Annotated in this window: 25 protein-coding genes; 9 read left to right on the top strand and 16 right to left on the bottom strand. The window is 67.9% G+C overall.

Going from position 1 to position 25,031, the window contains the following annotated elements:
- The first annotated feature begins 21 nt into the window (after positions 1-21).
- The gene (locus LBC97_03895; GenBank protein MDR2565199.1) at positions 22-939 is read left to right on the top strand and encodes a cation diffusion facilitator family transporter; all 918 of its coding nucleotides are present in this window, start codon (positions 22-24) and stop codon (positions 937-939) included.
- 149 nt (positions 940-1,088) lie between these two features.
- Here the strand turns inward: LBC97_03895 and LBC97_03900 are convergent, their stop codons facing one another.
- The gene (locus LBC97_03900) at positions 1,089-1,895 is read right to left on the bottom strand and encodes a hypothetical protein (GenBank protein ID MDR2565200.1); all 807 of its coding nucleotides are present in this window, start codon (positions 1,893-1,895) and stop codon (positions 1,089-1,091) included.
- Positions 1,892-3,409 (bottom strand): hypothetical protein, encoded by a 1,518-nt coding sequence (locus LBC97_03905; GenBank protein MDR2565201.1) that lies wholly within the window; start codon positions 3,407-3,409, stop codon positions 1,892-1,894. Before LBC97_03905 ends, LBC97_03900 begins: the two co-directional genes overlap by 4 nt.
- Before the next feature lie 407 nt (positions 3,410-3,816).
- Here LBC97_03905 and LBC97_03910 point away from each other — a divergent pair, with 407 nt between their 5' ends.
- Together LBC97_03910 and LBC97_03915 are read left to right on the top strand one after the other, a co-directional pair.
- Positions 3,817-5,151, top strand: coding sequence for an aspartate aminotransferase family protein (locus LBC97_03910; protein ID MDR2565202.1), 1,335 nt, complete (start codon positions 3,817-3,819; stop codon positions 5,149-5,151).
- Positions 5,148-5,969: a molybdenum cofactor biosynthesis F family protein gene (locus LBC97_03915; protein MDR2565203.1), complete on the top strand. Its 822-nt coding sequence runs from the start codon at positions 5,148-5,150 to the stop codon at positions 5,967-5,969. Before LBC97_03910 ends, LBC97_03915 begins: the two co-directional genes overlap by 4 nt.
- Before the next feature lie 95 nt (positions 5,970-6,064).
- On the opposite strand, the gene LBC97_03920 is transcribed toward LBC97_03915, so the two are convergent.
- Both LBC97_03920 and LBC97_03925 read right to left on the bottom strand, forming a co-directional pair.
- Positions 6,065-6,664 carry a TetR family transcriptional regulator C-terminal domain-containing protein gene (locus LBC97_03920; protein ID MDR2565204.1) on the bottom strand — a complete coding sequence of 200 codons (600 nt, stop codon included), beginning with the start codon at positions 6,662-6,664 and terminating at the stop codon, positions 6,065-6,067.
- 363 nt (positions 6,665-7,027) lie between these two features.
- Positions 7,028-7,189 (bottom strand): hypothetical protein, encoded by a 162-nt coding sequence (locus LBC97_03925; GenBank protein ID MDR2565205.1) that lies wholly within the window; start codon positions 7,187-7,189, stop codon positions 7,028-7,030.
- Between LBC97_03925 and LBC97_03930 the strand changes: the two genes are divergently transcribed.
- From LBC97_03930 to LBC97_03945, 4 genes are read left to right on the top strand one after another with little or no spacing between them, the layout of a single operon-like run.
- A complete protein-coding gene (locus tag LBC97_03930) occupies positions 7,188-8,042 on the top strand; it encodes a substrate-binding domain-containing protein (protein ID MDR2565206.1) in 855 nt (284 codons plus the stop codon). The genes LBC97_03925 and LBC97_03930 overlap by 2 nt on opposite strands.
- A 16-nt stretch (positions 8,043-8,058) precedes the next feature.
- A complete protein-coding gene (locus LBC97_03935; GenBank protein MDR2565207.1) occupies positions 8,059-9,576 on the top strand; it encodes a sugar ABC transporter ATP-binding protein in 1,518 nt (505 codons plus the stop codon).
- A 13-nt stretch (positions 9,577-9,589) separates the two neighbouring features.
- On the top strand, positions 9,590-10,642 hold the full coding sequence (locus LBC97_03940; GenBank protein MDR2565208.1) for an ABC transporter permease: 1,053 nt from the start codon (positions 9,590-9,592) through the stop codon (positions 10,640-10,642).
- The gene (locus tag LBC97_03945) at positions 10,639-12,288 is read left to right on the top strand and encodes an amidohydrolase (GenBank protein MDR2565209.1); all 1,650 of its coding nucleotides are present in this window, start codon (positions 10,639-10,641) and stop codon (positions 12,286-12,288) included. Before LBC97_03940 ends, LBC97_03945 begins: the two co-directional genes overlap by 4 nt.
- Positions 12,289-12,294: 6 nt before the next feature.
- Here LBC97_03945 and ald read toward each other — a convergent pair whose 3' ends face one another.
- Positions 12,295-13,410, bottom strand: a complete 1,116-nt coding sequence (ald, locus tag LBC97_03950) for an alanine dehydrogenase (protein ID MDR2565210.1) — start codon at positions 13,408-13,410, stop codon at positions 12,295-12,297.
- A 171-nt stretch (positions 13,411-13,581) separates the two neighbouring features.
- Here ald and LBC97_03955 point away from each other — a divergent pair, with 171 nt between their 5' ends.
- The gene (locus LBC97_03955; GenBank protein ID MDR2565211.1) at positions 13,582-14,139 is read left to right on the top strand and encodes an Lrp/AsnC family transcriptional regulator; all 558 of its coding nucleotides are present in this window, start codon (positions 13,582-13,584) and stop codon (positions 14,137-14,139) included.
- A gap of 40 nt (positions 14,140-14,179) precedes the next feature.
- Here the strand turns inward: LBC97_03955 and LBC97_03960 are convergent, their stop codons facing one another.
- Positions 14,180-15,409: an AGE family epimerase/isomerase gene (locus LBC97_03960; protein ID MDR2565212.1), complete on the bottom strand. Its 1,230-nt coding sequence runs from the start codon at positions 15,407-15,409 to the stop codon at positions 14,180-14,182.
- Positions 15,410-15,611: 202 nt separating this feature from the next.
- A complete protein-coding gene (locus tag LBC97_03965) occupies positions 15,612-16,502 on the bottom strand; it encodes a metallophosphoesterase family protein (protein ID MDR2565213.1) in 891 nt (296 codons plus the stop codon).
- Positions 16,503-16,582: 80 nt separating this feature from the next.
- Here LBC97_03965 and LBC97_03970 point away from each other — a divergent pair, with 80 nt between their 5' ends.
- A complete protein-coding gene (locus tag LBC97_03970) occupies positions 16,583-17,755 on the top strand; it encodes an MFS transporter (protein ID MDR2565214.1) in 1,173 nt (390 codons plus the stop codon).
- A 29-nt stretch (positions 17,756-17,784) separates the two neighbouring features.
- Here LBC97_03970 and LBC97_03975 read toward each other — a convergent pair whose 3' ends face one another.
- The 9 genes from LBC97_03975 to LBC97_04015 form a co-directional block, all read right to left on the bottom strand.
- Positions 17,785-18,453: a GntR family transcriptional regulator gene (locus tag LBC97_03975; protein MDR2565215.1), complete on the bottom strand. Its 669-nt coding sequence runs from the start codon at positions 18,451-18,453 to the stop codon at positions 17,785-17,787.
- A 155-nt stretch (positions 18,454-18,608) separates the two neighbouring features.
- Positions 18,609-19,304: a Crp/Fnr family transcriptional regulator gene (locus LBC97_03980; GenBank protein ID MDR2565216.1), complete on the bottom strand. Its 696-nt coding sequence runs from the start codon at positions 19,302-19,304 to the stop codon at positions 18,609-18,611.
- 156 nt (positions 19,305-19,460) lie between these two features.
- The gene (nth, locus tag LBC97_03985; GenBank protein MDR2565217.1) at positions 19,461-20,132 is read right to left on the bottom strand and encodes an endonuclease III; all 672 of its coding nucleotides are present in this window, start codon (positions 20,130-20,132) and stop codon (positions 19,461-19,463) included.
- 107 nt (positions 20,133-20,239) lie between these two features.
- Positions 20,240-21,178: an alpha/beta hydrolase gene (locus tag LBC97_03990; GenBank protein MDR2565218.1), complete on the bottom strand. Its 939-nt coding sequence runs from the start codon at positions 21,176-21,178 to the stop codon at positions 20,240-20,242.
- Entirely contained in the window at positions 21,179-21,640 is a 462-nt protein-coding gene (locus LBC97_03995; GenBank protein ID MDR2565219.1) for a phage holin family protein, read from the bottom strand.
- A gap of 569 nt (positions 21,641-22,209) precedes the next feature.
- Positions 22,210-22,407: a hypothetical protein gene (locus LBC97_04000; protein MDR2565220.1), complete on the bottom strand. Its 198-nt coding sequence runs from the start codon at positions 22,405-22,407 to the stop codon at positions 22,210-22,212.
- Between the two features lie 73 nt (positions 22,408-22,480).
- On the bottom strand, positions 22,481-22,915 hold the full coding sequence (locus tag LBC97_04005; GenBank protein MDR2565221.1) for a nucleotidyl transferase AbiEii/AbiGii toxin family protein: 435 nt from the start codon (positions 22,913-22,915) through the stop codon (positions 22,481-22,483).
- A 12-nt stretch (positions 22,916-22,927) separates the two neighbouring features.
- Positions 22,928-23,095: a hypothetical protein gene (locus LBC97_04010; protein MDR2565222.1), complete on the bottom strand. Its 168-nt coding sequence runs from the start codon at positions 23,093-23,095 to the stop codon at positions 22,928-22,930.
- A complete protein-coding gene (locus LBC97_04015) occupies positions 23,092-23,652 on the bottom strand; it encodes a type IV toxin-antitoxin system AbiEi family antitoxin domain-containing protein (protein ID MDR2565223.1) in 561 nt (186 codons plus the stop codon). Before LBC97_04015 ends, LBC97_04010 begins: the two co-directional genes overlap by 4 nt.
- Positions 23,653-25,031 lie beyond the last annotated feature (1,379 nt).

The following is a 25,031-nucleotide window of genomic DNA, read 5'->3' on the forward strand; positions in this document are numbered from 1 at the left end:
GCTGACATGAAAGGCTGCCCCATGAGCTCACACTCCGGCACCAAGGCCATCATCGCCGCGCTCAGCGCCAACTTGGGCATTGCGGTGACCAAGTTCGTCGCGTTCGCTTTGACCGGCTCCAGTTCCATGCTGGCCGAATCGGTGCACTCCGTGGCCGATTCGGGCAACCAGGTCCTGCTTCTCTGGGGAGGGAAGGAGGCGCGCCGGAAAGCTGACGCCAAGCACCCCTTCGGCTACGGCCGAGGCCGCTATTTCTGGTCCTTCATTGTCGCGTTGGTGCTGTTCTCCCTGGGCGGCCTGTTCGCCCTGTATGAGGCGTATGAGAAGCTCAAACACCCCGAAGCGATCGAGGCGTGGCAGTGGGTGCCGGTCGCCGTGGTGGTGGCCGCGATCGTCATGGAGTCGTTCTCGCTGCGGACCGCCATCCGCGAGACCCGCCCGGTCAAGGGGCGCCAGGGCTGGTTCCGGTTCATCCGGAACTCCAAGTCGCCGGAGTTGCCCGTGGTGCTGTTGGAGGACACCGCCGCGCTCTTGGGCCTGGTGTTCGCGGGCGCCGGCATTGGGTTGACGCTGTTCACCGGCGACGGCCGTTGGGACGCCGCCGGCTCGGCCGCGATCGGCGTGCTGCTGGTGGTTGTCGCGATCATCCTGGCCGTCGAGATGAAGTCGCTGCTCCTGGGCGAGTCGCCCTCCCCGGAGAACCTCAAGGCGATTGAGGATGCGCTGGTCGGCGAGGGCGTCAACTCGGTGATCCACCTGCGGGTGATGCACCTCGGACCGGAAGAGCTGCTGGTGGCCGCGAAGGTCGAAGCCGACCCGTCGCTTGACGTCCCCGAGTTGGCGGCCGCCATCGACGCCGCCGAGGCCCGCGCCCGCGCCGCCGTCCCGTTCGCCCAGACCATCTACCTGGAGCCCGACCTGCGCCGCGCCTCCCGGTGACCAGGGTTCTCGCCCGCGCACGATGCCGTGCTACGGGTCCCAGCCCCACGCTCCGCGTTCCGCCCGGTTTCCCGCGCCGGAAATAGGTACCGTCCCCGTTTCGCGCTGGAAATCGGTACCGTCCCCGTTTTTGGGTTCCCGCCGGGCGGCTACTTGGACACTTTGAGGCTGGTGATCATGTCATCAACGTCCGACAGCAGTAGCTTGTACTTGTCGCTCTTGGTGTACTTGTCAAAGTCCTCTTGGGTCTTGAAGAGCAGCGTGTCGTCCATTTGGCGGACGAAGAAGGTCAAATCGTTGTCCAGCTCGATCATGGCCGAATGGCCTTGGATGTACCTCGAATAATCCGAGAGGTTGTCGCTGTTGTAAATGTAGGCCACGTTGGCGCCCGGGATGTCGATTTCCGTGCCCGTGCCGAAGTTGGCCAGCGTCTTGCCCTCAGAAATGCTCTTCATGATGCCGAAGAACATCATGGAGGCGTCGGTGCCGTTGTCCCGCAGGGTTAGGTTTCCCAGACGGCACAGGATGGCGAGGTTGTTCTTGTTGACGCAATCGGCCCCGGCCCGGGCGCGCTGGTCGATGAACTCCCATTCTTCGGCCGCTGCGCCGGTCAGGCTGACCGTGTAATCCCCCAGCGTGACCGAGGTCCGGGACACCTCGGCCGTCGCGACGTAGTGCCCGAACCCTTCGGCCGGGGCGTTCGAAGACCCGCCGCCCTGGGTCTGGTTATTGGTGGGCTTCTTCGCCTTGTCGCGGGCGTCGGAGACGGTCTGCTTGGTCTTGTCCACCAGGTCGGTGTTCACCGCGTAGGCCACGACTCCGCCGATCACCCCCCAGGAGACCAGCAAAGTGACAATCAATCCCATGGCGATCTTGCCCGCGTTGAGCGGTTTGTAGGCTTTTGGCGCGCCCTTCGCCGGTCCGGAGGCCCCTTGGGGCGGCTGTGAGTCGCTCATCGTTCTCCTCCTTGCGAACCGTCTTGGTATCCGGCCTGATCAGGTGGTTGAGGGTAAGGCGGCTGCTGTTGGTACGGGTCTTGTTGCGCCGGCGGGTACGGGGCCTGCTGCTCCGGCTGATAGCCGGGCTGCGGGTAAGGCGGTTGGTACAGGTCTTGTTGCGCCGGCGGGTAAGCGGGTTGCTGGGCCTGCTGCTCCGGCTGTTGGGCCGACTGCGGTTCCGGGGCTTGAGTCTGCGCTTGTTGCTGTTGGCCTTGCTCCTCCCGCCGCCGCTTGCTGGATTCGGTGATGGTGCGGTCGAGGTGGTCAAGGCCCTGGTTGACCAGGTCGGTCCTGACGGTGTGGAGGATCGTCCCGACCGGGTCGCTGAGTCTCACCATCGGCCTGAATCGGGTGCGGCGCAGCGTTGTGCCGACGTGGGCAGCCACTCCGCCCAACCCGTCCGGCTGGGCCGGCGGCGGGCCGCTTGCTTGAACGGCCACGGCCCCGCCTGCGGCGCCGCTCCCGGAGTCGACCGCAATGCTTGACGCCGCCACAGGGCCGGCGGCGGCAACGGTTCCCGCGGCGGCAGTCGTCCTGGTCGCCGGGCCGCGCTGGCCGGAGTTCTGCTCGATCTTCCGGAACTTGGAGCTGAACTTGCGGGCTTTCTCGTAGATGTCAATGGCTGGCGGCTGGCCAGCGGTGACCTTGGTGTAGTTGTTTATGATGGAGATCAAGATCAGCGGATCAATGATCGCGGCCTTGACTAGCAGCACAACGGCCACGGCCGCCACAATGGAGACGAAGACGGCGATTTGGGTGGTCGGGATCAGGGCCTTGAACACCAAGCTGAAGGCGAAGAACAGCCCCACTCCGGCGCCGAAGTACCAGATCAGTAGGAAGACCACAATCCAGGCGGCGTTCTTGATCACCGCTTTCCAGTTCTGGAAATACAGCACTATGCCGTCGGCGGCGCCTTTCCAAGCGTTGTGGTCGTTGGAACGGAAGATGTGGGAGAGTACCGCCTCGTCCACGTAGTTCAGCACTATCCCGACGAACAGTTTGAGAATTGAGGCCACCTGTTTGGCGCCAGGCACTGCCGAGAGCCACCCCGCCACCGCCGAAATGCCGTTCTGAATCTGTTTGACAGCCCCCGCGACCAAGGCGTCCAGCATGAAGAACACGTTGGCGGAGGCGAAGCGTTGGCGCACCTTGCCGGCGCCGTAGGAGATCAGGCCGTCGTTGGAAGAGATGCGCCCGTGCTCGGCCAGTTCCGCTATGACCGCCACGTGCGCCGCCTTGATCATGTAGGCGATGTAGCGAGACAAGAAGCGGTAGATGCCAATGCCAAACCCGCCGAAGACCAACAGGATAATCAGGTAGATCCACGGCGCGGCGCCGCTGCCGACCAGCAGCCCAACCCCGAGGAGCACCAGCGCCGCGTAGGCCGTCAGCGCCGAAACCAGGGTGAGCGAGGCGAGCAGGCGGAAGAAAACGAATGGCAATGTCTTGAAGAAAATGGCACCGTTTTTCATGGGGGTCCTAACCTCGGCCGCAATCTCTCAACCCGCCAATCTTAACAGGCCGGGTGGTCGGCCGCCTTCAGCCCGGCAGGCGCCAGCCCAGCGAAGGCCCAGCGCGAGTCCAGCGCAAACCCATCTCGCCGAGCACGCGGGCGACGGCCCGCGAGCGCCAGCCCAGCGCGAGCCCATCCCCCGGCGGGGATCCCGAGTTCGGGCATCCCGCCCGCCCGCGCCCCTTCCGCGCCGCAAACGGTTGGGCCGAACCAAGCGACACCTCCGCGAAAAATCTCCAATCGGAGAAAACCCAAGGCTTCATCGGTCTGTAACCCCGGCGAAATAGCCCTTCTGCAACATTGAACGAGCGGCGCGCCCCGCGCCGCAGGATCGCGGGATTCTCCCGCCGGAGAAGGAGGCCAAGCATGACCGTGTCGGATTTGTACGCGGCGGACCGCGCCCACTTGGTGCATCCGCACTTGCCCACCGCCACGCCGACAAGCGCGATCTTCGCCCGGGGAAAGGGCTCGAAGCTGTGGGACGTCAACGGCCGCGAGTACCTTGACGCGACCGGCGGCCTGTGGCTGGCGCAGATTGGACACGGCCGCGAGGAAATCGCCGCGGTCGCGGCGGCGCAAATCAAGAAACTCGAGTACTTCACCAGTTTCTGGGAGTTCACCAACGACCGGGCGGTCGAGTTGGCCGCCAAATTGGCCCAAATCACGCCGCCGGGGATTGAGAAGTTCTTGTTCACCTCAGGCGGGTCCGAATCGGACGATGCCGCGCTCAAGACCGCCCGCTACTACCACGCCGAGCGGGGCGAACCCTCCCGGACTTGGATCCTGTCAAGGCGGAACGCCTATCACGGGGCGGCTTACGGCGGCGGTTCGGCCACAGGGTTCGCCGGGATGAACGCCGGCTTGGGGCCGTTGCTGCCGGACATCCACCACCTCACCGCGCCCCACCCATACCGGACCTGGGAATACACGGGGGACTTGACCGATTTCTGCGTCGCCGAATTGGAGGCGACCATCGCGAGACTGGGGCCTGAGAACATCGCGGCTATGATCGGCGAGCCGATTCTGGGGGTGGGCGGTATGGTGGCGCCCCCGGACGATTACTGGCCTCGGGTTGAGCAGGTGTTGCGCAGGCACGGCATCTTGCTCATCTTCGACGAGGTGGTGACCGGTTTTGGCCGTCTGGGAAAGCTGTTCGCGGCCGAGAAGTACGGTGTATCACCGGACATAATCTCCGTCGCCAAGGGCATCACCTCCGGCTACCTGCCGCTCGGCGCGGTGATGATGACCAAGGAGGTGGCTGACGTGGTCAACGAACGCGAGGGCCATCCCGTGGGCTACACCTATTCGGGTCATCCGGTGGCCGCCGCCGTCGCCTTGGAGAATCTGCGCATCATCGAGGAAGAGGGCCTGGTCGAACGGGCCGGGACGATGGGCGATTACCTCCACGAGCAACTCACGCGGCAATTGGCTCATCTGCCGCACGTCGGCGAGGTCCGCCACTCTGGCTTGGGCGTGGGCATTGAATTGGTGGCGGACAAGGAGTCGCGCCAACCGCTGCCAATGCTGGATGACGTGGCCGGCCGCATCCGCGACGAGACCAGCGTGATTGTCCGGGTTCCCGCGCCGCACATGATCGTGTTGTCGCCGCCTTTGGTGCTTCAGGCCGAAGAGGCGGACCAGATCGCGGCCGCGATCGCCTCCGTGGTTTCCCGTTTGCGCCCGGACGGGGCCATTGCATGACAGCCCCCGTTGCGGGGCAGGCCGGGGACCCACGCGAATGGGTCGCGCTGAAGGAGATGGCGGACGGCTTCGACGAGTTCTGCCCGCCTAGGAGCAATGGCCTGAACGGCCACCGCCAGATCCTTGAGTTCTCAGGCGACCAGGGGCACTGGGCCGGCGGCGAGTTGCGGTTCGGCGAGGCTTCGCTGAGTCTGACCGTGCCCGGTGGCTTGCCGGACGGGACGGCGCGGATCGACGCCGTCTACCGAGCCTATGAGTCGGCGGTCGGGTTGTTCTTCGTTCACGCGACCGTCGCCGAACGCCAGATCCTGTCTTTCGCCTACGATGCCGTCCAGGGCCTTTTGGTCGGAAGCCTCGGCACGCTGGGGGTGGCTCCCAGCCCGGCGCATGTTCAACAAGTTTGGGTGCACGGCCGGGTTCCGGGCGGACCGTTGGCGCTCCGGACCGATGAAATGGTTGGCCGGCGCGTCCGTTACCGGTATTCCTCGGACGACGTCTATGACCATATTTACCTTTCGCGCGACCGCTACACCTGGTTTTGCGTCAGCGGCGCCGAGGCGGGGGAGGGGGACACGGACAAATGCCAAATGTGGCGGCTGAGGGACGGCGTGGTGTTGTTTTCCTGGCTGGAGAAAGTCCTCGGGGTCGAGGGCATGGTTCTTGTGGATTTCAACACTTTGAGGTCGGTCGGCCTGCAATTCGGAGTGGACCAATTCACCGGCGAGGTTGTGAACCTGTCAATGGGCGCCTATGCCCTCCCCGTTTCGACCACGCCCCCGTTGGCGGAGGCCGACCCGCGTCCGGCGCGGGATTCCTGAGCATCCGCCAGGGCGTCGGTGGGCAACCGGCGTCCAGCCGTGGTGACGCGGTCAGCGCGTAGCGCTGACCCAAGTAACGCGGAAGGCGGGTGCCGTCAGCCCTTATCGGGTTCCAAGGCCGCCAAGAATGCGTCCAGCGCGGCGACTTGGCGCCGCCGCGTGGTCAAATCGGGGACCAGCCAGGTCATCGACTGGAGGCCCATCATGGCCCAAAGCATCTGGTCCACAATCGCCTGGTCTTCGGCGGCGGTGGTGATCTCGCCGGCGGCGCGCGCCTGGGCCACATAACCGGCCATCAAGGTGCCCCACTGGCGGGTGTGGTCGCGGAAGACGCGGGCCAGTTCGGGCGCGCCCGCAGCTTGTTCCCAGAAGGCCATCACGACCCTGGATTCCGTGCGGCGTTCCTTGTCGAGCGGCATGATCTCAAGGCACAGCCGACGCAGGGCCACCAGGCCGCTCGAATCGCCGATCCGGGCGGTGGCACGCGCGGTGGTGGACTCAAAAGCGTGAATGTAGGCGGCTTTCAACAGGTCGGATTTGGAGCGGAAGTACGGTTTGAGCGCCCCGTTGGCGTAGCCGAGCCGAGCCGCCACCGAGCGCAGGGTGACCGCGCCGAGCCCGCCGGCCACGACCAGCGCCCAAGTGGCGTCGATCGCCTCGGCGATCCGCCGTTCCCGGTCGACGGCCTTGGGCATGCGGCTCTCCCTTCTGCCCCGGAGCCCAATTTGAGGACGCCGGCTGGCACGTTGGTGATCGGGGTGGACGCCCGGACGGCACCATCGGCTGGCGGCCGTTCCAAGCCAGGGTAGCGCACGGGCGGTCCTGGCGAACCAAGCCCGCCGGTGCCGCGCCGACCCCGTACTTCTCCAGTTGGAGGAAATAGTTCGGACGCATATCGGTTGCGTTTCGCGCCTGTAATGTGGGCCCCGACAACCGGACGCCGTGTTGCCTAGGTGTAATAACTGGGTAACGATGTTCGCGAGGGGGCTGATACGCGGCCGAAGGCAACTTTGCAGCCCTATTATATTCTCCAATTGGAGGATCATCCCCTTCACCTTTCAATTGACACGGGAGTTCATCGTGAACAAGAAGAGCCTTACCCTCACCGCCTCCTTGGCGATCATCGGCGCGTTACTGACGGCCGGCTGCTCCAATAGCAAAGACAGCCCCTCCGGGGACTCGTCCGGCAGCGGCGGCGGCTCCAAGGGCGCCTTGGCCATGAGTTTTCCAACCAACGACGTGGCCGTTTGGAACGACCAGATGGAGCTGATGCGGCCCCTGATCGAAGAGGCTGGTTATGAATTCCTGACCGACAACCCATCCTGGGACATCCAGACCCAGGTGTCGGACTGGGAGGCCTGGATAGCGCGCGGGGATGTGAAGGCCATCATGGGCTTCCCAGTGCAAGCCGATTCGATGGTCGGCGTGACGGCGCAGGCCGAAGCGGCCGGGATCCCTGTGATCGGCTACGCCGGCGGCTGGGAGGGCACCTCCCACTACCTGGCCCTCGACCTGTTGGGCGCTGGACAAAAGGTGGGCGAGGCGGCGGGCGCCTGGATCATCGAGACCTACGGCGACGCGCAAGTCGAGGTCGGACTGATCGCGGACACCACCGCCGACCTGGGCAGAGTCCAAGCGGAAGGCATCAAAGAGGGCCTGGCGACGGCGGGGGCGAACGTGGTGATCTACGACATCGAGGCCTCGAGCCGCGACGACGGCTACCAGGGCGCCCAGTCGACCCTGGTGGCGCATCCGGACGTCAAAGTCTGGCTGGGCATAGGCGCTGACATGGTGCTAGGCGCCAGGCAGGCGGCGATCGACGCGGGCGCCGCCCCGGACGACCCGAACTACTACGTCAGCGCGTCAGACAGCGCGGAGGAGCTGTACCAGTTGATCCTCTCCGGCACGGACATGCTGCGCGAGGCCTACGTGTTCTCGCCCAAGGAGCTGGCTGAGACCAACGCCGCCTTGCTGATCGGGGCGGCCGAAGGCACCCTCAAGTCGGCCGAGTCGACCTTGGTGGGCGTGACGCACGTGACCAAGGAGAACGCGGCCGAATTCCTGGGCAAGTAGGGCTTTGGCGGACGCGATGACCACGAAGACCGGCGCCGAGGACCTCGCGGCGCCACCCGTGCCGCCAGCCGCCGGCCGCTTCGGACTGCGGCAGTTGACGGTGGAGTTCGGGGCGACCCGGGCGGTCGACGGCGTGACCTTGGAAGTCCAGCCGGGGGAGATAGTCGGCCTGTTGGGGCACAACGGCGCGGGCAAGTCGACCATCGTCAACGTCTCGAGCGGCGCCCTGGCCTGGACAAGCGGCGAGATCCGGATTGACGGCGCGCCGGTCCAGCGGGGGGCGAGCCCCCGCGCCATGGCCGAACTCGGCGTGACCGTCATCCACCAAGAGCCCGCCTTGGCCGCCAACCTGACTGTTCTGGCGAATCTGTTTCTGGGCCGCAAAAGGACCGGCTCGCGCGCCGCCCGCCGCCGCCGGGCGGCCGAGGCGCTGAAAGAGGTGGGCGGCGAGTCAATTCCGCTGGACGTTCCGGTGTCCACCCTGAGCCTGGGCGAGCGCCAACTGGTCGACCTGGCCCGGGGCGCCCTGTTCGGAGAGATCCGGGTGTTGATGCTTGACGAGCCCACAGCCGCGCTGGGGCTCGCCGAGACGCGCAGCCTCCACGCCTTGATCAGGTCATATGCCGCTAAGGACGCGGCCGTGGTGTACATCTCCCACCGGCTGGCGGACATCCTCGACGTGTGCCAGCGGATTGTGGTCTTGGAGTCCGGCCGGGTGGTGCTGGACCGTCCGGCCGCCGGGCTGTCGCTGGCGGAGCTGTCTGAGGCGCTCGCGCCGGGGGTTGTGCACCAGCAACTGGTCTCCACCGCCCGCGAAGAGGAGGTGGTTCGCGTCGAATTGCCCGGCGGCGCCGTCAACGCCAAGGCCGGCGAGGTGGTCGGGTTGTTCGGCATGGCCGGCGGCGAGCAGCTGGCGGTGCTGGAATCCCTGTTTGGGATTGGGCCGAAACTGCCGATGTGGCTCGCCGGCCAGCGGTACGCGCCGAAACGCCCCGGCGACGCCTTGCGCCAAGGCATCTTCCTGGTGCCGCCGGATCGGGACAAGGACGGGCTACTGGCCGGGTTCTCCGGCAAGGACAACGTGATGCTGCCCTGGCTGCGGGATTCCAAAGCGGCCTGGTGGTTGGGCCGGCGCACAGGCGCGGCCGTCTACCAGGACAGCCGTCTGCGGCTCAACGTCCAAGGGCCGGGCGGGGACGTGCCGGTGACCGCGTTTTCCGGCGGCAACCGCCAAAAGCACCTGCTGGCCCGTTGGATGTTCCCGGCGCAGCCGAGGCTCCTGCTGTTGGGGCAGCCAACGCAAGGGGTGGACGTGGGCGCCAAAGTCGACATCGTGCGCGCGGTGCGCCTGCTGGCGGCCGACGGCGTGACGGTGCTGGTGGCGTCATCGGAAAACGACGAGATCGCGTCGATGTGCGACCGCTCCTACGTGCTGCGGGACGGCCGGGTGGCGCTTGTCGAGCGCGGACCGGAGCTGGCCACGGCGCTGCTCGACTCGTTGCTCCGGCTCTCCGGGCCGGAAGAAAGACCATAGGAAAGGAGCGACCATGCGTTCAGCCTCAATGGACCGGGTGAAGATAGTCCTGGTGCAGAACGGCGTTTTCGCCGCCATGATCCTGATGGCCGCGATATTCGGCCTGCTCAACCCCAGGTTCTTGTCCTGGCACAACGCGCTGACGATTCTTCAGCAGGTGGCGGAGCTGGGCGTGGTGGCGCTCCCGGTGGCGTTCGTCGTCATGACCGGCCAGGCGGACCTGTCGGTCGGGTCGGTGGCCACGCTCGGGGCCGTCTTGGGCGGCTTGACGCTGGTGGGGACCGGCAACGTCGCGGCGGGGGTCGCCGTCACGCTCCTGTTCGGGTTGGTGGCCGGGGCGCTGAACGGGTTCTTGGTCGCGTACCTCAGATTGAACTCGTTCGTGGTCACCCTGGGCTTCCTCAGCGTGTGGGGCGGCGCGGCCATGGTGTTGACCAGCGGGAAGACCATCACCGGCCTGCCTGAGGACTTCAAAGCCTTCGGCACGGCGGACCTGGCCGGGGTGCCGGTGCAGATAGTGGTGCTGGCGACGGTCGTGGCCGCGTCCGGCTACCTGCTCAACCGGACCGCCAAAGGGCAGGAGATCCTGGCGATTGGGGGCAACGCCAAAGCCGCTGAGTTGATGGGGATCAAGGTCAGGCAGACGCAAGTGCAGGTCTTCACCGCGGCGGGCGTCTTCTCGGCCTTGGCCGGGCTGATGCTGGCCACCAAACTGGCGGCCGTCAGCCCCACCTTGGGCTCCGGCATGGAACTGAAGGCCTTGACCGTGGTGCTGCTGGGCGGGGTCTCCTTCGCCGGCGGCTACGGGCGGATCGGCGGGGTGGCGGCCGGGCTGCTGTTCGTCGGGGTGCTCAACAACGGTTTGGTCATCCTGGGCGTCTCGCCGTACATCCAAACCGTGCTGGTCGGCGCCACCCTGGTCGCCGCCGTGCTGATGGACTCTTCGGTCCAACGCTTCGTCTCCGCCGCCTGGGCGAACCGGGGCAAACGCCTGGCCCAGGCGCAGCGCGCCAAGCTGGAGCAAATGCCAACGGAAACTGAGACCCTTGAGGAGGTCAACGCATGAAACCCGCCGATTTGGTGGTCCGCGCGGAGGCGGTCCACACCTTGGGGCCCCGGCGGTCCGCCGCGAGCGGCCTGGCCGTGGCTGACGGGAAGATCGTCGCGGTCTTGGAGGGGGGAGACGCCGAACAGTGGACCGGCCCCGGCACCAAGGTCGTGGACGTTCCGCCTGGGGCGGCTGTCCTCCCCGGCTTGGGCGACGTCCACGCGCACCTTTACATGGCAGGCCACGGCGACCTTTACGAGTTGGCGATTGATCCGGACTGGTCGGTGGACCAGCTTGTCGAGGCGGTGGCCGGGGCCGCCGCCCAGGCCGCGCCGGGGGCTTGGATCGCGGGCGGCATGTGGGGGATCGGCCGTTTCGCCGAATTGGCGAACGCTGCGGTGCGCCGCCGGTTCGACGCGGCCGCCGCCGGCCACCCGATCTTGCTCCGCGACGACACGGCCCACCACCGGTTGGTCAACGACGCCGCCCTGCGGGTCATGGGCATTGATCCGGACGGCGGCGGCTCGCACGGCCCGGACGTGGGTGTGGATCCGGCCACGGGCGCCCCGACGGGCATCCTCGGGGAGTCCGCCAGCCGCTGGGCGGAGGAAACCTGGGAGGCCACCCGCACGCGTGAGCCGGACGAAGACCGGAACGCGCTGGCCCGCGCGGTGGAGATCCTCAACCAGGACGGCGTCACCTTGGTCCAAGAGGCGGGCACCGGGGCGCAGATGCTCCAGGCACTGCGGTCCCTGGATGACGCGGGCGGGCTAAACGCCTGGGTGGTGACCTCGGTCTCAATCAATGACAAGGTGTTCGGGTTCACGCCGATCGGTCTCCCCCTGGTGGAGCAGGCGGCGCAGTTCGCGGGCGGGCGGGTGGTGCCCACCTTCGCCAAGATCTTCCTGGACGGCACGCCGCCCACGTTCACCGCTTTGATGCATGATCCCTACCCGCCCCATCCGGCGCACGGCGCGGGCTACCGGGGCGAGTCGACCATGACCCTGGAGGAGTTGGCGGGCTGGTTGGAGACGCTGGCCGCCCACCGGTTGGGCGTCAAGATCCATTGCACCGGCGACGGCGCGGTCAGCCTGGCCCTAGACGCGTTGGAGTTGGCGCGGTCGAAAGGGGTCGAACTGCCAGCCCACATTGCCCACGCCCAGATGATCCGGCCGAGCGACTATCCCCGCATTGCCGGGTTGGGCGTGGTGATCGACATCTGCCCGCTCTTTTGGTTCCCATCGGCGTTCCAGACCGGCGCCCTGGTCACCCTGCCGGACGCGACCCGTGACGGCATCTGCATGTTCCGGGACCAATCGGACGCCGGGATCAAATTGGCGGGCGGCAGCGATTGGCCCGTCTCGCCCAACCCCAATCCCTGGTGGGGCATCCACGGTTTGGTGACCAGAGCCAACCCGACCGGCGAGGTCCCCGGCGTCTACCGCCCCGACCAGGCGTTGAGCGTCGGGGAGGCGCTGCGTTTGTACACCGGCCATGTCGCCGATGCCGTGGGGCTGGGTTCCGTTGCCGGCTCGCTCGAGGTGGGCAAGGCCGCCGATTTCGTGGTTGTGGACCGGGACCCCTTCCGGGCCGACCCGCTCGCGTTGGGGGCCACGAAGACCCTGGAGACCTGGGTGGGCGGTCGCCGGGTCTTCGTGGCCTGATCCCGCTTACGCGGCCGCGCCCGCCAAAGCGAGGGTGCTCGGGTGGCCGGGGAAGGCCTGGGCGGTCAGCGGATGGGTGATGCGTCCGCCCTGGGTCGCGAGGCCTTTCGCGAGAGCCGGGTCGTCCGCGACAGCGGCCTGCCAGCCCCGGTCCGCCAAGGCGAGCACGTAAGGCATGGTCGCGTTCGTCAGAGCGGCGGTCGAGGTGTTGGGCACGGCGCCGGGCATGTTCGCCACGCAGTAGAAGACGGTGTCCGCGACCTTGTAGGTGGGCGAATCGTGCGTGGTGGGGGTTGAGTCCTCGAAGCAGCCGCCCTGGTCAATGGCTATGTCGACCAGGACGGCGCCGGGCCGCATCCGGGTCACCAGTTCGTGGCTGACCAGCTTTGGCGCCCGGTCGCCGGGCACCAGGACCGCGCCTATCACCAGATCGGCTTGCAGAACCGAGCGCTCGATCTCCAGTGCGGAGGACACGACTGTGCGGACGCGGCCGGCGTAAAGCTGGTCGAGTTGGCGCAGCCGCGGCACGGACAGGTCCAGGACGGTCACGTCCGCCCCCAGGCCAACCGCTTGGGCGGTGGCGTTGGCGCCGGCCTGGCCGGCGCCTATAACGGTGACTTGGGCCGGGCGGACGCCGGGCACGCCGCCCGCCAAGACCCCGGCGCCGCCCAAGGGCCGCATCAGGTGGTATGCGCCAACCATGGCCGCCATGCGGCCGGCCACTTCGCTCATGGGCGCCAACAAGGGCAGCGAGCCGTCCGCCAGTTGCACCGTCTCATAAGCGATCGCGGTGGTGCCCGCCTGGATCAGCGCGTCCACCAGCGCCGGCGCGGCGGCCAGATGCAGGTAGGTGAACAGGATCTGGTCGGGCCGCAGGTAGCCGTATTCGGGGGCGATGGGCTCCTTAACCTTGACGACCAGTTCGGCCGCCCAGGCCTCGGCCGTGGTGCCGATCAAGGCACCGGCCCCGCTGTACTGGGCGTCGGCGAACCCGCTGCCCGCCCCGGCGCCGGATTCGACCACCACGCGGTGGCCCCGCGCGGTCAGTTCCCTCACCCCGGCGGGCGTCAACGCCACGCGCTGCTCGCTGGTCTTGGTTTCCTTTGGTACTCCAATGATCATGATGGTCTCCTTCGCAATGTGGGCCTGATTCGTTGTCGGGGGGCGGCGCGAATGCGGGCAAAGCGCCTGGACGGCCAGCTCCCTTGGTCTCCAGGCTGGAGATAGTGTGTTACAACGGGGTTTCAGTTGCATTCGATAGCGAAAACTGCCTTCTGGACTACACTTTCTTGTGTGACGGCATCGAAAACCGAGTCCCCGCGCAACAAAACCCAGCTCGACGAACTGGACGAGGCGATCGCCTGGGAATTGGTGCGGGACTCCGACCAGTCGAACAAAGCGTTGGCCGCCCGGCTCGGCGTGTCCGAATCGACCACCATCAACCGCGTCCGGGCCTTGCGGGAGGCGGGGGTGATCGGCGCCTCGCACGCGGACGTGGACCTGGAGGCGTTCGGGTTCGCGGTCCAGGCTCTGGTGTTCGTGCGCCTGCGCCCCCAGGCCAGGCCGCAAATCAAAGACTTCGCCGAAAAGGCGGCGCGCCTGCCGCAAACCACCCACGTGTTCTTCATTGGCGGCAACGAAGACTTCGTCATCCACGTCTTTTGCACGTCCACCCGCCAATTGCGGGACCTGGTGGCGAATCGCCTCAGCACCGACCCGGCGGTGGCCATGACCAGCACGCATGTGGTGTTTGACCACATCGCGGGCAACACGCGGATGGAGCACATCGCCGGCTGGGCCGAGGTTCGCGCCCCGATTGCCGAAGCGGCTGCGCCGCCGGACGCGGCCTGAGAGGCCCAGGCGGCGGACGCGGCCTGAGCCGCCGCGACTCTCAGCCTTGGTCTAGGAGCCCGTCCTTGAGCGCGGTCGCCAGCGACGGCGCCAGCGGGAGGCGCGGGATCAGCGTCGCCTGGACGGCGTGGTAAATGTCCGGCTTGCCCGGCCACATGGCTGTGGCCACCTTTCCCGACGGGTCCACCTCGTGGCGCCAGGAGCCAAGCTCTTCGTCAATGAAGACCTGCTCAATGGTGTTCCACCAGCGGTCGTAGAGGTCGTGGTAGATCGGGTCGCCCGTGGCCCGGAAGGCGGTGCTGGCGGCGCCCACCGCCTCGGCCGCCACCCAATGCAGCCTGGCGTCAATGACGGGCCGGCCGTCCCAATCGGTGGTGTACACAAAGCCGGGCGCCACGCCGTCCTGCCAGCCGTCCAGGCGGGCGCGTCGGAAAAGCCGTTCGGCCGCCGGCCGCATCCAGTCGCGGGCGGCGGGGCCCAGCGCGGCCTCCAGTTCCAGGATCAGGCGCGACCATTCGAAGCCGTGGCCGGGCGTGGCGCCATAGGGGCGGAACGGATCGTGGGGCTTGTCAATGTTGAAGTCGGGGAGGGCTTGCCATTCCACTCCGAAGTGTTCGGGAATGCGCCAATCAGCTTGGCGCGCGTGGCGGACCACCCGCCGGGCGATCCGGCGCGCGCGCTGCCGCCAGCGCTTTTCGCCCGTCACGTCCGCCGCCGCCAAATAGGCCTCCACCGTGTGCATGTTGGCGTTCACGCCCCGGTACGGGTCGGCCTCGGTGAAATCGCGGTTGAAATGGTCAACCACCATGCTTTCGGCGGGGTCCCAGAAGTAGGCGTTCTGATTGGCGAGCGCGCGGGCCAACAGGTCGTCCGCGCCGGGACGGCCGGCCGCCACGGCCGAGGTCGCCGCGAGCAGGACGAAGGCGTGGGAATAGGCCGTCTTGACGAACTCGGCGGGGGCGCCGTCCGGGTCGAGTCGGCTGAACCAGCCGCCTCCGGCCGTGTCTGCGAACGGCCCGGTCAGGGCGGCCAGGCCGTGATCCGTCAGCGCCTCGGCGCCGGGGTAGCCCAACAGCACCCCGAGGGCGTAAACATGGGTCATCCGCGCGGTGATCCAGAGGTCCAGCGGCGCGGCCAGGTCCGGGCGGCCGGCGGTGTCAAGCCAGGCGAATCCGTTGGGCGCTTCGGCGCTGGCGCGCCCAAAATCGAGCAGCCGGAAAGTCTCGGTGTTAAGCCAGCGCGGGTCGTTGGCGTGGTCGGGGCTATTCATGGGGAGATCCTCCAAGCGGAAATTGACCTGAGGTCAAGGTTAGACGTTCTTGGCCAGGCGGGGGACAACCGGCGCGGAGGCGACCGGTGGCTGAGTCGCTGGGGGCAAGGCCGGTGGAGCCCGTCTGACGGCTCGGGGTGGAGTCGCGGCCGGGGTGGCGACGGGCGGGCGGCCTGCGGCGAATTGTCAGGCGGCGGGACAGTCAGGCGGCGGGAACCAACGTCACAAGCGAGGCCGAGGGGCGGCAGGCCAACCGAATAGGCGCGTACGGGGAGGTCCCCAACCCGCCTGAGACGTGCAGATACGAGTCGCTGGAGCGCCACCGGTGCAGGCCGGACGCGAGGCGCGGCGGCAGGTCCGAATTGGAGACAAGCGCCCCGTAGAACGGCAGGGCGACTTGCCCGCCGTGGGTGTGGCCGGCGAAGACCAAGCGCGCCTGGTCGGCCACCAGTTGGTCGACGGCTCGCAGGTAGGGCGCGTGGACCAGGCCCAGCACCAGATCGGCGGCTTCATGCGAGACGGGTTCGGGCAGCTTGTCCCAGTCGAGGTGGGGGTCCGCCAGGCCGACCAAATCGGTCGCCAAGCTTTCCGGCCCCACCTCCAGGTTCGCCCGCGCGTTGTCCAGGTCCTTCCAGCCGGCCCGAGTCAAGACTTGGCGGAAAGGCTCGGTGGGCAGGTCGGGCTGCCGTGTGATTTCGGGTTCGGGCGGTCCCAGCAGGTAGATGGCCGGGTTCTTGAAGATGGCGCCGTAGTAGTCGTTCGATCCGAGGACAAACGCCCCCGGCGTCGCCAGGTGCGGCTCCAACGCCTCCAAAGCCGACTCCATCGCGTCGGCGAACGCGAAGTTGTCGCCGGTGGTGACAACCAGATCCGGGCGGAGGGAAGCCAGCGCCTTGACCCATTCGATCTTGCGCCGTTGGCGGGCGGTCAAATGCATGTCGGAAATGTGGAGCACCTTGATCGGCGCGGCCCCAGGCTTCAACACCGGCGCGTTCACGCGCCGCAACGTGTACCAATGGGCTTCCGCCAACGCGTAGCCAAGGGTCGCGGCGCCGGTCGCCAACCCGGCGCCGACAAGACGGCTCAATTTCACCCGGCTCACCCTACCCGGCGTCCGCCGGGACCGGTAATCGCGGAGGATTGCGCCGAAGGTCGTCCTCCCGGACGGGTAGTATGCTGCTGTATACACTGATGTTCCGGCCGTTGGAAGGCACTCCAGTCAACAAGAACCTCGCCCGCATCTACACCGTCAATGGCGCCTACTCGCTGGGGTTAGCGATAGCGGGCGTCATGCTCACCTTCATGGCATTGGAACGCGAGTTGCAACTTGGGTCGATCGCGCTGCTTAGCTCGTTATCGGCGGTCACCCAAATGGGCGCCAGGCTGCCGCTGGGCTGGGCATTGAGGTACATCACCGACAAGACCGTCATGTTGGCGGCTCTCGCCACTCTGGCGGCGTCCATGGCCGCGGCCCTCGCCTTGCCGGGGCTGGCCGGGCTCGCCGTGGCCCAGCTGCTCCAGGGCACGTCGCGGGCGGGCTTCTGGTCGGCCTCGCAAACCCATGTCATCAGGAGTTCGCCCAACCCCGTCAAGTCGCTTTCCCGGTCCACTTTCATCACGTCTTCCTGCTCCATAGCCGGCCCGTTCCTCGCGGGCTGGCTGGCGCAATTCAACGTGGCCCTCGCGGCCTGGGCAACCATAGGCGTGGCCCTGGCGGGACTCGCCGCGGCCGCGCTGCTGCGCCGGTTGCCTGTGTTTTCCCCGCCCGCGACCGGCGGCGATGGCAAAGTCCGCCACCGGCCGGGCGTGGTGGCCGCTTCGGCCGGTTCCCTGGTCGGGGGCGCATGGCATGTCACGCTGACCACCTTCGCCCCGGTGGTGCTGGCCGGGGCAGGCTGGACGGAGGCCCAGATCGGCGGCGCCGTCAGCGGCGCAAACGCCTCTCTGCTGATCGGCACCATCGCTTGCGCCCATCTGCGGAGCCAGCATTTCCTGGCCGGCCTCACCGGGGGCGCGTGCCTGAGCGCGCTCGGAATCGCGTGCCTGGGTTTGGCGGACCTGGCGCCGGGCGCGGCCGTCGCGGTGCTCATCGCCTCGGGCGCGGGAACCGGCTTCTTGTTGGCGCTCGGCCCGGCCATCGCCTCGGTCTCCGTCCACCCCGAGGAACGGGGGGCGGCGGTCGTGGTGACCGGCTCCTACCGGGCGGGAGCCCTCTTGGCGGTGCCGTTGGCCGTGTCAGGCGCCATAACGGTGCTCCCCGCGACCCTGACGCTGGGGATTCTGGGCGTTCTGGTGGGCCTCCCGTCTGTGTCGGTGGCCGCGAAGGCCTGGCTCCGAGCCCGCTGAGGGCCGGTCTCCCCGGCGCGGGCCGGGGCTCATTGGGTTCCGGCGTGCGTGTGGGCCACCCGCCACATGGCGATCCGCACGTCCCGCACCGCCAGCGCCTGCCGTTCCGCCGTGGCCGCCGCCGCGTCCGCGTCGCGCGCCTCGATCGCGCCCAGAATTTCTTCGAAGTACGTTTGGGTCTTGCCCCACTGGCCGTCTTGGCTGAGCGAAGAGCGCCCCCCGAACCGTCCGTGCTGCCGCCCGATCCGCTCCAGGATTTCCATCAGGGAACGGTTGTGGGCCGCCCGCCACAGCGCCAAAGCGAATTCGTGCGAAAGCGCGATGAGTTGCTGCACGTCCGCGTCCGGCGGCGTGGCCCGGGCGTCATCCGCCAAACCGTGCAAGACGGCCAGGTCCAGGTCGGTGCGCCGGCCTGCGGCCAAGCGGGCGTTGGCGGCCTCCAGGATGGCGTTCGTCTCATACATCTCGTAGATCTCGTCCTGCGTCGGGTCGGACACCCGCCAGACGCGATCCGCGTTCACAATCACGCGTTCCGACTCCAGACGCTGTATCGCCTCCCGCACCGGGGTGCGGCTGACACCGCAGTACTCGGCCAGTTGAGTCTCCGAAAGCGCTTGGCCGGGGGCGAAATCGCCGCTCGCGATGCCCCGGATGATCTGCTCGTACGCCGTCGCGCCCTGGCGCTGAACTGCTTTCACGATCATCTCCTCGGGCCTGGCCGGCGGTTGGCGGGAAGCGGGGCGGAGCGCCCGCACCAATGCTAATCTCTCCGGCTTGGACCCGTGTCCGGGCGTGTTCGCCTACGCCAGCGAACGGCATCGGGCAAAACGTTGGCCGATGCCGTTCGGTCCCGTCAGGCGGCCCGTCTCGCCAAACGCTCTATGTCCAGCAGGTAGACGCTGCGACCCTCAAGCCTGATCCAACTGCGGGCGATGAACTCCGCCAGGGCCTTGTTGACGGTCTCCCGCGAGGCCCCCACAAGGTGGGCCAACTCTTCCTGGGTCAGGCCGTGGGTGACGTGGACGCCCTCGGCGGTGTTCTCGCCGAAACGGTCCGCCAGGTCAAGCAACGCTTTCGCGACCCGGCCGGGGACGTCCGCGAAAATCAAATCGGTGACGGCCTCGTTGGTGCGGCGCAGGCGGTGCGCCAACTCTTGGAGCAGATGCTTGGACGCCGCCGGATTCTGGTCGAGCCATTCGCCAATGGCGGCGTGGCTCAACTCCAGCAGTTCGCTGTCCGTCACGGCGGTGGCCGTCGCCGTCCTGGGACCCGGGTCGAACAGAGTCAGTTCGCCTATGAACTCGCCTTTGCCGAGGACCGCGAGCAGATTCTCGCGGCCGTCCGGGGAGGTGCGGCCAAGTTTGATCATGCCGGACTGGATCAAGTACAGGCGGTCGCCCTCGTCCCCCTCCCAGAACAGCGCTTTGCCCCGCTCAAGGCGGCGGCCCACCATCACGTCCAGCAGGTGGCGGGCTTGCTCATGGTCAATCCCGGCGAACAGGCCGGAGGCGGAGATAATGCTCTCGGGATTGTCTTGACTGGCATTCATTGGGCACCTCATCTCAATGCGGCTGCGGGTGGCTGCCAACGACAGGCGATTCCGCAAGTCTAACCAACCGCGGCCCGGCCGCTGGAACGCCGCTCACCCAGTCAAAGAAGACGGCGCCTTTTTGGGGCCTGGAAACAGGGCAGCTCCGCTGCTTTGTCACTGTTCGGCGGAGGGGCAGAGGGCGGCGAGTTTGCAGTGGCCGCAGTCGGGGCGGCGGGCGTGGCAGACGCGGCGGCCCAGGTAGATGAGGCGGTTGCTGAGGTCGGTCCACTGCTCGGGTGGGAACAACTCGGCGATGTCGGCTTCGGCTTTGGCGGCGTCTTTGCTCTGGGTCCAGCCGAGGCGCCGGGCCAGCCGGCCCACGTGCGTGTCCACGGTGATGCCGGGAACGCCGAAGGCGTTTCCCAGGACCACGTTGGCGGTTTTGCGGCCCACGCCGGGCAGCGAGGTCAACTCCGCCAGCGTGGCGGGCACGGCTCCGCCGAACCGGCTGGTCAACGCCTCGCCGATTCCTTTCAGCGCCGCTGCCTTGGCCCTGTGCAGGCCGACCGGCCGGATGATGGCTTCGAGTTGGTCGAGTTCGGCGGCGGCGTAGGCGGCCGCGTCCGGATAGGCCGCGAACAGGGCGGGTGTGACCTGGTTGACCCGTTTGTCGGTGGACTGGGCGGACAGCACGGTGGCGACCAGCAGTTCCAGCGGCGAGCGGAAATCCAGTTCCGGGCGCGCCTCCGGGAAAAGCTCCGCCAGGACCTCGCCCGCCAACCGGGCCTGGCGCCGGGTGGCGATCCCGCCCGGCGGATTTGCGGCACTGGCGTTGGCGGCGCTCATGCCCCCAACCTTAAGGCACGGCGGCGGTCCGCCAGCGTGGCCCGTCAGCGCTCGCGTCCTGCTGCGCCTGCGGTCTGCGGCTGCGCCGGCCGGGGGGCTTCCTGCGTCTACGGCAGCAGCCGGTGTTCCGCCAGCCAGCCGAGGATCAATCCGCCGACCAATTCCCCGTCCTCCTCCATTGGCAAGTGGCCAACGCCGGTGAGCAACTCGAAACGGTAGTTCTGGCCGCCCAGGTCCCCCGCCCGCACCACCTGCCAGCGCAGCACCGGATCTAGGTCGGATTGAAGCTGCAGGACCGGAACCGGCGCGGGAACGCGAGCCGACCGCACGAACCGGGCGTGCGCGGCGTTCAGCAGCGGCCGGGTGGCCCACCGCATGATCTGGGCGGCCTTATCCGGCGCGAACGGCACGCGCATCGCCTCGGCGTAATGGCCCACGGCGGCCGCGTCCATGGCCGACGGGTCTAGCACCCAGGTTCCAAGCAGCGCGGACATGAAAGCCGTGTCAGGCAAGAGCCGGCCCGCCAGGCGGGGCGACCGCAAGGCGCCAATTTGGCCGACGGCCCGCGGCGAAACCAGAAGCTGCCGTTTTGGCCGCAGGCTGCCCGGATGGAAGGTGGCGATCGCCACAATGGCGTCCAGCGCCCCAGGCGCTCGGCTGGCCATGGTCCAGGCCACCTGCCCGCCTATCCCGCTGCCCACCACCACCGCCGACCGGCGGCCGAGCGCGGTGATGACCCCCGCCACGTCCGCCGCCAGCATGGGCAGCGAGTAGCCCTCCGGTGGTTTGTCGCTGGCCCCGCAGCCGCGCAGGTCAACGGCGGCCGCCCGGTACCCGGCCGCGCCCAAGTCTGTCAGCAGGTCGCGGGTGGCCCACCAATGCTGCGGCAGGCCGTGCAGCAGAACAACCAGGCGGCCGTCCTCCGGGCCTGTGGTGGCGACGTGGAAACGCAGGCCGCGCGCCGCGACAAAGCGGTGCGACCAGGGGCCCTCGATCAGCGCGGCCGAGAAGTCGGCTGGCGCGGAACGGCGTTTGAACAGGGCCAATTAGGCCTCCGTCGCTCCCGTTGGCGGTTTCGCAGAAGGCTCGGTTGCCCATGTGGGCCGTGCCGTCCCGTCGACATTCCCGCCCGGTTCGCCTTTGAGCGTGCCCAGCGAGTCCTTGATCATGCTGGTTGTGGCGCCAATCGAGGCTGCGGCCTTCTTAAGCAGGGCCCGTCCGGCCACCGCCAGGCCGGCGGCGACGACCAGCGCCACGCCCGCGGTGATCAGGTAGGCCGCCCACGGCCAGATCCCAAGGGCGATCAGGCCCCAGACGAATGCCAGGACCAGCAGCGGCACCAGCGCGGCTATGGCGACCAGGGCGGCGACCAGCAGGGCCAGCCCCATGCCCAGGCGCGTGCCGTCCTTGGACAATTGGGCCTTGGCCAGTTCGACGGTGGTGCGGTAAAGGGCGCCGATCTGACTGAGCGCCTCGGCGATGGCGACGCCGAGCTTGTTCTTGGCCATTGTCAACCCCAATCTTGTGCCTCCCGGCGCGCTCCGCCGCCGGATCGTCCTTACCCCCCCACGGGGAGACATCGCTAGATGCTCACTAGGAAGGTTAGCGCGTCACCGCCTGGGACGCGGGTTCGGCCGCCTGGCGCATCGGCCAGCGGAAGGCCGCCGACGGCGGGCAGAGACAAAGCAACGGGCGAACAGGGTATCAATCGCGCAATCCAATTGCCGAAACGGAGGAAACCGTCGACATGCCCTTAACGTAGGTTAATACGTGCGTGGGTTCCTGTTCGCCCGTTGCTGTTGTACATCATTTCTAGCACGCCGATATGGCCTCTGGCAAGCGCAAACGCCTAAAAAAGATGGGATGAAAGAAGGGCCCGAAAATGGCCAGATGAAGCCATTCAACCACTTGCCCTGGGCTGGCTCAAATCGCCGCACGGACCCGGGCAAGACTACTAAAGCTTGGCCGCCCGCAGGCGGCCGAGCCAGGTCGGTTGGAGGCGATTGGTCAGAGGCGATTGGTCAGGCGGCGTGGCCGCCAGGACCGCCTCCGCTTGTGCCGGGTGACGTCAGGCGCGTTACTGGGCCGCCCCAGCCGGACCGTCCCCGAACAGTGGGTGCGGCCCCACGCTCCACCCGAGGAAAGGCTCGGCCATCCTGACGCAGTCGCCGCGGCGGCAGGTCTCCAAATCGTCCAGCAGCCTCGCCACCACGGGCGAACTCTGGTGTTCTTCGGTGGCTGCGGCGACGGCATCGGCGGCGGGCTCTGTCGTCATCGCGAGGTAGAAGACCGACGCCTGGCCTTGTGTTGGTGGTGTTGGCTTACTCGGTTTGTGGGGTGTGGCGGCCCTACGGCGGCCCTCGGAGTCCGAGTCCTGGCCCGTCTTGGCGGGGGTCGTTCCTGGGCGCGGCGGGCTCGTGCTGGTTGCGCTGGTGGGGCGCCCGTTCGGTTGCGGCTTGGGCGGCATGCTCGGCGGCGCATCCAAGATCGGCGCCACGGGCGACCGGAGAGGCCTGGCCAGCCGGACGGCATCGTCCATATGCGGCGCCTTTCGCCGTCAACCGCACCGAGAACCGGCGCGGCTGGACCAGCTTCGGGGCGTCAATCGTCTCTATGCGGCTGCGAGCCAATTGGAAAGGCCCCCGGGGCTCGGCCAGCGCCTCGTCCAAGCGCCGCTCGAAATCCGCCAAACCTCCTCGGAACAGCGTATCCACGTCGCGGGTCGCCCTGGCCTTCAACCCAAAATGAAACTCGATGTACACGCCGCCCTTGACCAGGAACAACGGCTCAGAGTCCTACCGCACGGCCCGCTGCAAAGCGGCGACCACCACATTGGACGCGACCAGCCACCCAAGCCGTCGCGGAGCCACACCGGTCAGGCGCTCCGCGTCGTGGACCCACTTCTCCAACGCCTGCGCAGACGGGACCGGGCGGTCCTTGTCCGGCGGGCCGAGCCCGCTCACCTGACCGCGCCCGTCAGTTCTAGACGCAGGCGGGCGGCCGTCGCCTCATCGATCCGGCCCTCGGCGCGAGCGGCCACGAGCGCCTGCGACACCAAGTCCGGGCGCGCCCCGGAAGCGATGCACTGGTCGATGGCGGTCCCCGCCGCGACCGTGGGAATGCCCTCCCACCAGCCGATCTGGTCGTCGGCCAAGTCTTGATAGTGGACCACCACCGCGGGCGCGGCGCCGACGCGTCGTATCTTCTTCTCCCTTTTCGGGATGGTGACGTGGATCTTGTCCGGATTGACGTCAGAAAGGTCGTAGACCTCCAAGGCGGTCTCGTGGGACAGCGCCGCGCGGGGGTCCCTGGTCCAGAGCACCGCCTCCATCAGGGAGTCGTTGGCGGACACCGGCCACTCAGGGAACCGGTACAACCCCTGCGACACCCGCTCAAGGCGCCCCCTCGCCGCCAGCTTCCCCAACTCGACCACGGGAACGCCCAGGTCGCGGGCGTTCGCGGAAGTGACGTAGCCGTACTGGTCAACCGCCACACCCCACAAGTCGCTCCGGAAACTCACGGACAAAACTTTACCATTAGCGGTAACGTTCTGTCCACGAGGCCGCCGATAGGTCGTCAGCCGCCGTCCAGAGCCGGCGGCTCCGACAAAGGGGCGATGACGTCAACAGGCAAACGACCCTTCGTCAATGCCAGCGAGCCGCCACTCCGCGGTCGCCGACAGGCCGTCGCTTGGAGACACCTCGACGACGGCGGGCGCCCACGCTAAAGGCTGCTCCCTTTCCGGGGGGCGGGGGGGGGGCGCACCTGGAAGGTCCTGGCGCCAGGCCCGGATTCAGAGGTGAGACCCGTCTCAATCGCCGCCATACCCGGATGGCGTATGGACACGCGCGGGGTTGGCGCTTCCGAGCCGCCCACGTTCAGCGTCCCCGCGGCCACAACCAACACCTGAGGCGGTTTCCCGGACGGCGCGGTGACCGTCCACGGGATGCCGCACCGCGTGCACGATCTGCCCCTCCCGCATGAGCCACGCGCGGCGCAGGAAGACGCGGTCGCGGCCGTTGAAACGACCATCGCAAGGACTGCGTCCCCCGCCGCTGAGACGCTCTATCGCCACGATGTCCTCAAGCGTCTCCGCCCACACCGCCAGCGCCTCCTGAGCATCAGCGGGCAGGACAAGCGACGGCGCCAAAGTCAACGGCGACCGCTTGTGAACCTCGAAAACCACGGCGGCGGCCTGGTGCAGGCGCGGAGCCAGCCGTGTCGACCCGAGCTTCAGCTCTTTTGTGGTTGACCTGCATCGAAACCGTCACAACGCCGCCCCCTTCCCGCCAGAAGATGCACCGCGTCACCCCACGCGGAAGGGCGGGGTTCTACTCGAGATGCCGGGCGTGTGACCGTCATGGCAAGCATGCTCCGGGGCGCCGGCCGGGCGGGCCGCATGGGCTCAGGTTGCGGCGGTTCGGGGCCGGGCCGGGGCAGGTGCGGTTCGGTTTGCCGCCGGGCGATTTGACAGCGGCTTCACGGGCCTGGCACAGTTGAGCCGAACGCGAACGATTATCATTCTAATCGGGGGCGGCTCTCGTTCCCGCGACCGACGGAGCGAGGTGGACATGCGACTGCTCAGACGTGGCAGAACCCGCCCGACGGCGCGCGCGGCCACCCGCCCCGCAGTTGGCCGCCCAGAGCCGGCAAACGGGTTCGCGGCCCGCGCGCACCTGCACGGTCACAGCCACCTCGGGCGCGGCGGGGCGCACCGGTGCGGCTGCGGGCCTGCCGCCCCGGCAGGGGAAACCCGCCAGGACCCTTCGTGGGCCCCTTACGCCGACGCGCCCGTCCCGTCCCGCCAACGGCCCGCCTACGTCAGAAGCCACTTCATCTACTCCGACCGAATGCTCCGCGCGTTCCGGGATGCATAGGCACCGCCGCACATGCGGCGAG

It is taken from the genome of Bifidobacteriaceae bacterium (assembly GCA_031281585.1).
Lineage (GTDB): Bacteria > Actinomycetota > Actinomycetes > Actinomycetales > WQXJ01 > JAIRTF01.